At 40.8% G+C, this 12,152-nt stretch carries 8 protein-coding genes; 4 read left to right on the top strand and 4 right to left on the bottom strand.

Features of this window, described 5'->3' with window-relative positions; translation table 11 throughout:
• Positions 1–119 precede the first annotated feature (119 nt).
• A complete protein-coding gene (locus AC6CH7_RS04890; RefSeq protein WP_498261622.1) occupies positions 120–509 on the bottom strand; it encodes a response regulator transcription factor in 390 nt (129 codons plus the stop codon).
• 112 nt (positions 510–621) lie between these two features.
• Between AC6CH7_RS04890 and AC6CH7_RS04885 the strand changes: the two genes are divergently transcribed.
• Entirely contained in the window at positions 622–879 is a 258-nt protein-coding gene (locus AC6CH7_RS04885) for a hypothetical protein (RefSeq protein ID WP_498261621.1), read from the top strand.
• A 158-nt stretch (positions 880–1,037) separates the two neighbouring features.
• On the opposite strand, the gene AC6CH7_RS04880 is transcribed toward AC6CH7_RS04885, so the two are convergent.
• The 3 genes from AC6CH7_RS04880 to AC6CH7_RS04870 form a co-directional block, all read right to left on the bottom strand.
• On the bottom strand, positions 1,038–2,681 hold the full coding sequence (locus AC6CH7_RS04880; protein WP_498261620.1) for a BamA/TamA family outer membrane protein: 1,644 nt from the start codon (positions 2,679–2,681) through the stop codon (positions 1,038–1,040).
• Positions 2,682–3,031: 350 nt separating this feature from the next.
• Positions 3,032–3,550 (bottom strand): hypothetical protein, encoded by a 519-nt coding sequence (locus tag AC6CH7_RS04875; protein ID WP_498261619.1) that lies wholly within the window; start codon positions 3,548–3,550, stop codon positions 3,032–3,034.
• 422 nt (positions 3,551–3,972) lie between these two features.
• A complete protein-coding gene (locus AC6CH7_RS04870; RefSeq protein WP_498261618.1) occupies positions 3,973–6,258 on the bottom strand; it encodes a PAS domain-containing protein in 2,286 nt (761 codons plus the stop codon).
• Positions 6,259–6,687: 429 nt separating this feature from the next.
• Here AC6CH7_RS04870 and AC6CH7_RS04865 point away from each other — a divergent pair, with 429 nt between their 5' ends.
• The 3 genes from AC6CH7_RS04865 to AC6CH7_RS04855 all read left to right on the top strand — a co-directional run bounded on the left by AC6CH7_RS04865 (position 6,688) and on the right by AC6CH7_RS04855 (position 12,141).
• Positions 6,688–7,272: an RNA polymerase sigma factor gene (locus tag AC6CH7_RS04865; protein ID WP_498262342.1), complete on the top strand. Its 585-nt coding sequence runs from the start codon at positions 6,688–6,690 to the stop codon at positions 7,270–7,272.
• 98 nt (positions 7,273–7,370) lie between these two features.
• Positions 7,371–8,543, top strand: coding sequence for a FecR family protein (locus AC6CH7_RS04860; RefSeq protein WP_498261617.1), 1,173 nt, complete (start codon positions 7,371–7,373; stop codon positions 8,541–8,543).
• 193 nt (positions 8,544–8,736) lie between these two features.
• Entirely contained in the window at positions 8,737–12,141 is a 3,405-nt protein-coding gene (locus AC6CH7_RS04855; protein ID WP_498261616.1) for a SusC/RagA family TonB-linked outer membrane protein, read from the top strand.
• Positions 12,142–12,152 lie beyond the last annotated feature (11 nt).

The raw sequence follows: 12,152 nt of genomic DNA, 5'->3' as shown, positions 1-12,152 counted from the left end.
CTTTGTAAATATTAATCTGTTAAATTGTAAAATACCCGCGCATCCATACTCTACCAGGTTTTGAAATGAGATATTCTATAAAGTCGTCTGCCTTCCAATGTCTATTGAAATCACTGTGATTAGGCTACATGTAAATGTTGCCTGATCTTGTCGAGTAAATTAGACAGGTCAAATGGTTTGGGTAGGAATTCTTCCGCATCGCAATGGGGACTTTTGATGATATCGGCATTGGCGGACATCATAATTACAGGCAAGTGTTTTGACCGGCCTTCTGTTTTAAGCTGATGACAGAGCTCCATTCCATTGCCGTCGGGTAGCATCACATCCATCAGGAACAGGTCAGGCAGTGATTGACTCACTGCTTGCTTAAAATCGGTTGCGGTGGGTAACAGGTTCACTTGAAATCCTTCGTCATTTAAAAAATATTCGAGTATAAATCCGATGTCGGGATTGTCTTCTACCACATAAATCATAGGTAGCATTTTTGTAGTAATGTTTGGAATTTCCATATAGTCGGGTAGTTGTACAGGAGTAACTCTTGGTTGAGGACAATTGTTTGGGAATATTGGGCATTTTCGGGGGGATTTAGTAAATTAGATATTGTCAATTAATGTTTATATTATGTATACACACAATTTTAAATTCGTTAAGAGATCAAAAACTAAACCGACTAACCTAGTAGCATATCAGCCTCTTGATGGATATAATGCTTATTATCAACCGAAAAAGAATCCACTACTCTTTACCATTTATGACCCCGTAAAGGAAGTTTACCACACATTCGAGCACAATGGGACGTCAGCCAGATTTGGGGATATTGTTAAGGACTTAATGTATACAGTAAGAAATGTCATCAGACAACCAGTAAGGTACAGGTAAACCTTATTTCAGACTATTTAAATAAGCATAAATTGCTGCCAGGGCATTTTCTGTCATCCCTGCATACATTGTCCAGGGCATTACATTATTTTATAAAGTCATCCCAACTTTTCAGCTTCCAGTTAATTAAGCTGTTGGGATAGCATTTCGTGAGCGGATTAAAAAGCTTCTCCCAGGTTAAACATCAGACTGCGGTATCCCTTACTCATGCCGTAGTCGATGCCTATGTTGGTGTTCGAGCCCTTATTGAACTTCACCCGAAGTCCGGTTCCTCCGGCTGGTCTCCAGGAAGTAAATAAGCCTTTTGATCCGCTAATGGTATTGACATTGGTAAATACTACAAATCCGAGAAGGCCGTTGCGGGTAATGTCTCTCCTGTACTCACTTTCCAGATAAAACAAACTTCTTCCCCTATAACGGTTCTGGTCTATTCCCCTGGCCGAACGGTTGTAGGGGTCCCAGCCTGTACTGGGTAAATCAAGATAGGGGGTTTTACGGTCAAGCGCTGTCCAGAAATAGGACCAGAATGCCAAAGTATTCTGTTGGTTGGCTCTGGCAGGGTTCATGGAAATGTATTTTCTTACATCCAGGTATAAGGAACTCCAGGTATTATTGCTGCCTAAAAATGCAGGATTGATCCGGTAAACCAAATTTCCGTACATTCCGGGCATCGGGTTTATGGCATTGTTACGCGTGTCATAGACCAGATTTAAACTGATGCCCGAGGAAACCGAATTGCTGCTTGTTCCATACCTGTAACCTGAATAGTTCCCCAGGTCTATTGACGCATCTTCAGGTTTGATATGAAAATGATAATCCAAATTATATCCCAGGCCAGTGTACAGGTAGGGGCGGATGCGTTTCAGTGCATTCTGATAAAAGCGGATGTACTTATATTCCAGCAGGGTTTTTTCTTGTTCGGTTCGCGTAGTACCTAAGCCCCAGGTAAATTGTGGGTAGACTAAAAAACGGATATCGCCTTGTATCAACCAGGTATTATCAGGGAGCCAAATGTTATTGCGGATAGGAAGGCCGAAACGGCTGCCGAGGTTCCAGTAGGGCGTAAATGTTGCAGTGGATAGATTGGTGGTTTTCTTAGGACCAAGATACATTGCTGCTGATGTGCTGGTGATTAGCGCCTTGCCGGATCCTCCCGGTACTGTGCCACCTGCCGGCAATATTGAAAAGTAAAGATGTTTTCCCTTTTGTTCTTTTATTTTACGGGGCTTAATGTGGAAAAGTGATTTGGCAATATCAATCAGGTCTGTCTGTTTTGCAGTATCCAGTACCTGGCTATTTTCAGGAAGTACGTTTCCCGCATTTTGCGCTTTGGTACCTAAGGGAAGCATCATAATAATCAGGCAAACCTTAATGAAAGAATTTTTTATCATAAGTTTTAAAGTGCATTTCAGTAAGGCCGTGGCAGACTCCTTTTTTTGTGGTGAGCTGAAGATCTGCAGTTCTTCTGTTACTGAAGTTTTGTTATCCACAAACTTCAGTATTTGCGTGGAGCTGTTTTTTTGGAACATGGTTGAAAAGATTTTTTCTCCGGAAAGCCTTGCACTGTTTAGCAAATGTAGAAATATGCCATCATATGTATTGAACCTTTCCGGATATACCGCAGGCTCAAATATATCCGGATTTTCTTCCCAGAAGCACCATGTTTTGTCATTATATTTTTTAGGCGCATTGTCTACTAGCAAGACTTGCTTATTGGAGCCTTTTAAGTAAGGCCGCATACGGATTGCCAGACTTGGTGCCGAACATCCTGCGCCGGCAATGATATAATCAAACTGTCTCATGTTTATTTTTCTTAGTCTGCTGCCAGTACTTTCGAGCTGCAAATAACATACCGAAGGATTCTCCATGCCACAGGATAAAAGAACAATGCAAGCAAATATAGCGGAACGGCAGTATTTTGATTGGCCAGAAAATCCGGCTCGTTCTCAACCTCTTGACCTCAGGAACCAATAGTAATGGACATGAGACGCTCAATTGACAGTCATGCAGGAGATTGATCGCATATAAGACATCGAAAACATGAAACGACCATATCAAAGAATAGCAAAGTAGATCTTCCAGTCAACTTTAACAATCGTAGTGCATCGCAGGCCACTAAGGTGCAAAAGTTTTCTATTATGAATTTAAAAAATCAGATCTTGTTTCCAGCTCTCGGGGAAGCGGAAAGATAATACCAATGTGAAAACAGGGAAGCTGGAATCCCGATCATTGTCATTAAAATAACCATATTCATCAACGCCCAGTCCCAGCGAAAAGGACCTGGTTTGATCTGCGAGAGCGGTATTACTACGTTATTCATGATCACCCATATTAGAACTCCATACAAAAGGCCACTCCATATTTTGTGCCTGCGTATTAACGGAATGCCTAGATAGAGTAAGAAGTAAATCAGAACCCAGGAATAAGTGATAAAATAATGAAAAATAATCCCTGCAACAGCCATCAATGCTCCACCTTCCATAGCGGATTTCCCAAAAGCACCTGAAGCAATGCTTTGTAACAAAGCCACAGGCCGGAACAGCCCAGACAACGCGGTGTGCAATAGAATGGCGGACACGATATCAAGTGTGCCGGCAACAAGGCCGGCCAGTAAAAATGCTTTGCCAAAGGTAACATTTTTTGGGTCAGTAGTTATGGGGCTGATGGTCATAGCACAGGTCTTTTCCTAAAATTAAACAATTTTTTCAATAATACTTTTTATGGGGTAATTGAAAAGAGAACCTGCACTCATGCGGCTGCTTTGACCCGAAACGAATAGGTTGTTTTAAGGTTCAGGCTGCTCTTATCGCGGTATTATCTGGTTTAAGGGTACAGTTTTGTTCCATATTATTTTACTGGCTTACACTGAAAAAGGTCATTGGGATGATTTCGCCTTCAAAACGTTTATTCTCGATATTTTCAATTTTAGTCTCAATTGCTGAGCGTTTTGCGGCTAGAATTTTATGCCTTTGGTCTCTTATTTTGAGGTATCTTTTTATTATAGCCCTTTTTATAAATTATAAGCGAAATATGATACATGTATAAGATCAGGTTTAATCTGGAAAACTGTTGCGAATGAGGCTTGAATTAAATTTAACTTTTTAGATTCATCTGGTGGGTCTTTTCAGATATGGTTTTTATTACAAAATCTAATTCATTGGCGGACGAGGACAGAAGAGCCAAAAGCTGTTTGCTTTCGCTATCGATCCCGGGGTTGTTTTTCACAAGCTCAACCAGACCCATTATTCGAGCAAGAGGGGCACGTACCTGATGTGATTGCATCCATGCAATTTCTAATAGTTTCTGGTTTTGTTTTTCAATGTCGGCGATGTAATTTAACCTTTCTGTAATGTCCCTTAATACGCCAATCATTTGTACCCCTTTTTTATTTTCATCTCTTTGTATATACCCTTTGCCTTCTACATAGGCATAACTTCCATCTGCTTTCCGAAGACGATATTCTCCGATCCAATTATACTGATGAGGATCTTCAATGGAATCTAATAAACTGGAGCGCACTGCGGAAATTTCCTCAGGATGTACCAATTGCTCCCATTGCGAAAAGGTATTGCTTTCTTCACATCTTTCCAATCCAACTAATTTGAAAAAGCCATCACCCCATTGAACTTCACCACTAAGGATATTCCAGTCAAAAATGGCGTCGTTGGTTGCTTTATTTACATACTCATAACGTTGGTTGCTTATCCTAAGAGCCTTCTCCGCTTTTTTAAGGTCCGTCACATCCAGACCAATACATTGAATTTCGATGGCTTGTCCGTTGGTATTGGGTAAGCCGATAAATTGCCATAAAGTTTGACGGCTACTGCCACCGGGATCGAGTTTGTCTAGTTCGACTTGGAAGACCTTGCCAGGTGTTGCTATGCATTTTTTCCTGAAATCAATTACCCGCTGATGATGATAGGACTGAATGGTGATCGTAATCACGGTAGCAGTAAGCATTTTATCTTCTAAAAGCCAATTGAAATCTTCGAGGTATTTGCCATTGCAATACTGATAAGTTCCATCTAAGCTTATGCGGATCACATAGTTGGTCTGTGCTTCTATCAGGTTGTTTAATCTGGATTCGCTGGCTTGTAAATCCTCCTGAGCTTTTTTATTTTCTGTAATATCCAAACAGGCCCCAATCATTTCCAGAGGTACACCCTGGAAATCGGATTTTAACTTCCCCCATGATCTTAAATGCCGTATTTCTCCGTTTGGACGTATAATTCTCTCCTCAAAGTCCACTTCGTCGCTGGTTTTTAAGGCATCGGTAATTAGCTCGTGCACTCTTTGCCTGTCATCTGGGTGTAACAAATTTTGGTAATCCTCATAGGTAGCATTGAACTCATTTGAATTTAAGCCATAGATAGCATAAAGAGTTTTAGACCAGTTCACCACATTGTTCTGTATATCCCAGGACCAGGTTCCAAGGTGTGCAAGCTTTTGTCCCTGTTTCATGAGTAAATTGTTTTCCTCAATAATTTCTGATTTTTGCTTGTTTTCTAAGATGATTTCCAAAATTGCAGTGACTCGGTCAATTACTTTTGATTCTTCTTCATCCGGTGTTTTAGGCTCTTTATAATACATGCCTAAAACAGCCATTACCTCTCCAGTCGAATTAATGATGGGATAGGACCAGCATGCACGTAAGCCATGTGGTAAGGCAATGTGCTTATAATTGGACCATCTGGAATCGGTTTTAATATCACCAACAATTACGTTTTTTTTTAAGAATACTGCAGTTCCACACGAACCCATATTGTCCTGTATTGGAAGGTTTTGCATGGCTGCAATATACTTCTTGGGCATTGAAGGAGATGACCAGTTGTATAGGCGATTATTTTTAATCCTTAGTATAGAACACTGCATCTGGGGGAATAAACCCTCTATACCAGTAAGATAGCATGATAATATGTGTTCTACAGTCGAAGTGTTTTGAGAATTTAATTCCAATATATTTCTTTCCAGATTCTCTAAGTCATTTAACCGTTTAATAGTGGAAATTCCATCTGTAAGGTCTGTAACGGAATGGACAATATAAATGACCTCACCGTTTTCGTCCATTATAGGGGTATTTGCAACCTCCAGGTATTTGGCGATACCGGGAGTGCCAACCTCATATCGCCTTGGCGGAATTTTATTGGTTTTTTTTTGGATCAAAACTTGATTTAACGAGTCCTTTGATTCGAGTAAGTTATAGTATTGGTTATTGTCAAAGAAATCTTTTCCTGATAACTGTGCTCGGGTAAGTTTTTTTAATTGGAGATAAGCATCATTTACTTCTATTATTGGAAAATTTGGCCCATTCGGACAGATCACTAAAGCAGGAGACGATAGAGATCTAAATATTTGTGCTAGGTTCTTTTGGGATATCATAGAATTGACCGTGTCTTGAATGGGGTTCAGTCTGATTTTAGCTTAAAAATTGTTTAATAAACTTACAAAAATAAATTCAATGTTTGTCTTGCCCTGTCATAAGAAACGAACGATATTTTTGTAAGTTAAATCCTAACTAAGGAAAATAATTGTCATACCACTAATGGCTCAATGAATTCTGATTCTATCTCCCGGCTATTGGTTGAGAATTTAAAAAGACCGGCTAAAAATTATATTTGCGACGAATTTTTTTACAAATAGTGCCTGAGTGAATTGAAATTTCATGTCTTTTTGAGTAAAAAATGTGTGTAAACGATTGTTAGTGCGAAATATATATTGCATGGGGCGAAAAAGCAATGGCAAAAGGTGTTATGTGTGAAACAACACAGGTAGTATCATAAATATTTATAGATTTGGTTGACAAAGGTGATGACATACCGGGGAAATTCAAATAGTATTGGAGACCATGAGCTCTTGCTTAAACTAAGTGAGGGGAGTAAGTATGCCTTTGATATTTTATACAATAGGTACTGGAAGCTGGTTTTTAATACTGCCTTTAAAAGGTTGAATGATATGGAGCGCGCTCAGGATATTGCGCAGGATGTATTTGTTCAGCTTTGGATCAGCGGTACTACAACTTCAATTAAAAACCTACCTGCTTATTTAAATGTGGCTGCCAGAAATGGGGTGTTTAAGCATCTTGAGAAAGAGGGTAGGTATGTTGCACTTCCTGATACTGCAGCTGAACTGGAAGGTACACTTGGTGATGCCGATGCTAAAATATTGCACGCGGAGTTTCTTGAAGCCTTTCATCAGTTGATAGAAAAACTTCCCGCACAACAGCGTGTGATCTTTAAAATGCGTTTTGAAGAAGATTTAAGTAGTCAGGAAATTGCCGATAAATTGCAAATTTCCCCGAAAACAGTAAGAAATCAATTGGGAAAGGCTTTGAATACGCTTAGAACTTCCCTAATGCTGGTTTATGCGGTTATACTGTACTATCAGGCAAAATAAAAAGCTCCTTTTTTACTAATGCGGCTTGAAAAAATAAAAATTTTCATGTAGCGTGGGCTATTTTTTATTTCCTGACTCATATAGGTATAACACCGACCATGAAAAGCGTCTACAAAAACTATTTCAGAGAAATTCTTAAAAAATACAGGCAACAAACAGCCAGTTCTGAGGAAGCAAAATTCCTGGAATCTTATTACAATATGTTTGAGGTCAAAGATGGGCTGATTAATGATAACAATGAGCCCCTGTTTTTGGAATTAAAAGAAGATATTAAGGCAAATATTGACAAACGAATCGCGGGTGCGAAGATCAGGAAACTAAGTTATGGTTGGGTGAAATACGGAGCTGCTGCAGCAGCGCTGTTGTTCGTTTCGGTTTCAATCTACCTGTTTTCTTATCAACAAAAAAATGGGCTCCTGGCACAAATGGATCGTACCATTGTTCCCGGAGGTAATAAAGCGGTGCTTACATTGGCCAATGGGAATAAAATTGTATTGAACGAGGTTAACACAGGAGAGATAGCACGGCAATCGGGGATCAATATCACTAAAAAAGATAATGGAGAACTGATCTATCAGGTTTCCGCTAGTCCAGAGTTAGCTGAGAAAACTGCAACGAATACCATATCCACTCCGAACGGCGGCCAATATACCATTGTCCTCTCTGATGGTTCCCGGATCAAACTTAATGCTGCTTCTTCGGTAAGCTTTCCGACCTCATTTAAAGGAAGGGAGCGTGCAGTTGAGCTCCATGGCGAAGCTTATTTTGAAGTTGCTAAAGATACGCAACATCCTTTTAAGGTGATTTCAGATGGACAGACAGTAGAGGTTTTGGGGACACATTTTATTGTGGAGGCTTATGCAGATGAAAGTGTAAGCAAAACTACTCTTGCGGAGGGCTCTGTCAAAGTTGTTGCCGGAAAGCACCATACAGTTATCACCCCCGGCCAGCAGGCAAGGGTAAGCAAAGAAATTGTCGGTTCCATTACTACCGCTCAGGTGAATCTGGATAAGGAGATGGCATGGACCAATGGCCTGTTCATTTTTGATGGGGATAACCTGAAATCTGTAATGAGCGAAATATCCAGATGGTATAACATTACGATAGTCTATACCGGAGCTATTCCTGATAAGAAATTCTTCGGCGGCATATCCCGAAACAGCAAGCTTTCTGAAGTATTTAAAATTCTTGAGCTCAATCAGATAAAACTGAGTTTAAAGGGCAAAACGGTATATGTATCGTATGACCCTTCCAATAATAAACAACCCTAAACCACCATAAAAAAACTAACCGAATTTTTAACCACAAACCATTATCAGATGATAAGAAAACTACACCACCACCACTAGGAACCACAGGACTAAAAAAGCCGAAAGTGTCTCACCACTTCCGGCCCAAAAAAAGGTCAACAGCCAGATGTTGAAGCCGGGCTGTTATTTATTCACTTAATTCTATTCCAAAAGTATGAAATTAACTTTTCTTTACAACCCCGCGTGCGAAATGCGGAGGGTAAAGTACAAATTCCTTATAGTGATGAAATTAACTGCTATTTTATTACTGATCGGCGCCATGCATTTGTCCGCCGCAAGCTATTCGCAAAAAATAAGTATTTCCAGACGTAACACCACACTTGAGACTGTTTTTCAGGACATTAAACAGCAAACCGGTTACCTCTTTTTTTACAGCGAAGAGGTGAATGTGAACCGTCTGAAAATTCATGTTGCACTAAAAAATGTACCGCTTAGCGAGGCCCTGAGTGCCGTGCTGGAACAGCAGGGTCTGACCTTCAATATTATAAACAATACCATTGTCATCAGGAACCAGATCGGCAATAAAACGTTGGAAAGTATAAAAAATAACTTTGTCGAGATTTCTGGTCTGGTGACAGACAGCAAAACCAGGCAACCGATGCCAGGGGTAAATGTGTCGCTCAAATCGAATTCCAATATTCGTACCCAGACCAATGCTTCCGGGGAATTCAGGATCGCTGCCCAGCCGGAAGATGTACTGTTATTCACCTATGTAGGTTATCAGGTAAAGGAGGTGAGGGTTGGAGATAAGAAGTTCCTGAACATTGAGCTTGAAGATGAGGTTACTCAAATGAATGATGTAGTGATCACCGGTTATCAAACCATAAAAAAAGATAGCTTTACGGGTACTGCCATCGCGATCTCGGGAGATCAACTAAAGACCATCAATCCTCAAAATCTTTTACAGAGTATTGGTGCTTTTGATCCATCCTTCAGGCTCGTGCAAAACAATCTTGTCGGTTCAAATCCAAACAGAATACCTTCCATTAATGTACGCGGATCTTCGGCATTGCCAAGTGGTGACGGTCAAGTATTGAGAAGGGATGCGATTTCAGGTGGCGTGAACATGCCGGCGTTTATTCTGGACGGGTATGAAGTTGATGTGCAGAAAGTTTTTGATCTGGATGTAAACCGGGTGGCATCAGTTACCCTGCTAAAAGATGCGGCCGCCACTGCCATCTACGGAGCCAGGGCTGCTAACGGTGTATTGGTTATTGTAACCAAAGCACCAAAAGAGGGTAAATTGCGGGTGAGTTATAATTACGAACTGAATGTTACCGGAGCGGACCTGAGCGATTATCAGGTGCTAAATGCTGAAGATAAGCTGAGATATGAGGTGCTTGCCGGCTTGTACGACGCTGATCATGAGGATATCCCTCAGGATCATTTAGATGAGCTGTATTATCATAAGTTGGCAAATGTAATTGGAGGTGTAAACACTTACTGGTTGTCACAGCCGGTCCGTACTACAGCCGGACAGAAACACTCTGTATATCTCGAAGGTGGCTCTCAGGCATTCCGTTATGGTGTTGACCTGAGGTACCAAACCAGGCCGGGAGTCATGAAAGGTTCTGCAAGGGACCAGTATTCGGGGGGCATGAACTTTACTTATAATGTCAATAAATTTCAATTCAGGAATGACCTTTCTATTACCCAGGTTAAGGGAAATGAATCTCCCTATGGCAATTTCGCAGACTATGTAAAAACAAACCCGTACTACCCGATGGCTGATGCGAATGGAAACATTACCCGGGTGATAGATATCTGGGAAAATTCAGCACGTCAAAAATCCTACACATTCAATCCATTATACGATGCACAACTGAGCAGTTTTAACAAAGCCTCCTATATGGAGATCATCGACAACCTTTCTGCTGAACTGGAGCTGATGAAAGACCTCAAGTTAAGGGGGCAAATGAGCTTAACAAGCCGTTCAAATACAGATGATATCTTCATTTCTCCCCTTGCTAACAGGTATTACCTCTATGAAACTGCAAAAATCGATGAAAAGGGAGAGTATACCAACAAGAATAGGAAAGAAACCTATTGGGATGGAAATATCCGTTTAACCTGGCTAAAGCAAATTTCCAAAAACTATTTTAACGTGATGGCTGGTGTAAACATACGTACGGAGCTTTCGGATGCCAAGGAGTACACTGCTTTGGGTTTTGCCAATGACCGGTTCTCAGATATCGGATTTGCAAAAGGATACGCAGAGAATGGAAGACCTTACAGCAAACTTGAGCGGTCCAGGTTATTCGGCTCATTCATGAGCATGAACTATTCCTATGACAACAAATACCTGATGGATGCTACCGTAAGGATCGATGGCTCTTCCAAGTTTGGTGTAGACAATAAACTTGCACCTTTCTGGTCATTCGGGCTAGGCTGGAATCTTCATAACGAAAACTTCCTCAAAGACAACAGCGTCATCAGTCAGCTTAGGCTGCGGGTATCAACAGGACTTACCGGTTCTGTATTGTTTGATCCTTATCTCTCCAGGACTACTTATAACTACTCCTCGGATAACTGGTATTCGACTGGTATCGGTGCCACAGTGAACAACTATGGCAACGAAAATCTTTCCTGGCAAAAAACGTTAATGACTGACATCAGTATCGATTTAGGTCTGTTTAAAGACCGTTTGACCATCTCTCCTAAAGTCTACAGGAAATTTACTAAAGACATCCTTGCAGACATCACGCTTCCTCCATCAACGGGTTTCCTTTCTTACAAAGAGAATCTTGGGGATATGGAAAATAAAGGAGCTGAACTGGGAATAAGATGGGATGCCATTCGCAGAAAAGACTGGTCGGTAAACCTGACCGCAAACATGGTAGCCAATAGAAATCGTATTGTCAGGATTTCCAACGCCCTGAAAAAATACAACGACAAAGCCGATGAACTCCAATCGGTAGATCAAAAAGACGGAGGTTTTAAAGGAGTGCCATTGTTGAGGTACAATGAAGGTCAGTCCATCAACGCAATCTATGCAGTACGTTCTTTAGGTATAGACCCTGAAAACGGCCGCGAGCTTTATGTAAAAAGAGATGGAACACTTACTTACGATTACGATAAAAGAGATATCGTAGTGGTGGGTAACGCAGATCCCAAGGTCAATGGATATTTCGGTGGAACATTCACTTACAAACGCTTTAACCTTACTGCTAATTTTGAGACTTACTTTGGCGGCGATACTTACAACCAGACTTTGGTAGATCGGGTAGAAAACGCAGATGCAAGGTACAATGTCGATAAACGGGTGTTTGAAGAGAAATGGAAACAACCTGGCGACCTGACCTTTTACAAAAACATTGCCGATTTAGGCACCACAGAAGTAAACTCCCGATTTGTTCAAAAGGATAATCTGCTTAATCTGCAGTCGCTTTATTTATCCTACGACATAGATCAGAAATATGCCAAAAAACTGTCCATGTCTAACTTACGATTCGCTGTAACGGCCAATGATGTGGCAAGATGGTCTTCTATTAAACAGGAGAGAGGGATTGACTATCCTTTTGCAAGAAGCATCACTTTTTCGGTCAACGCTACTTTTTAGGTCTCATTATT

It is taken from the genome of Pedobacter sp. GQ55 (genome assembly GCF_059758925.1).
The sequence above is the reverse complement of the archived record's forward strand: the minus strand, read 5'-3'. Positions and strand labels throughout refer to the sequence as shown.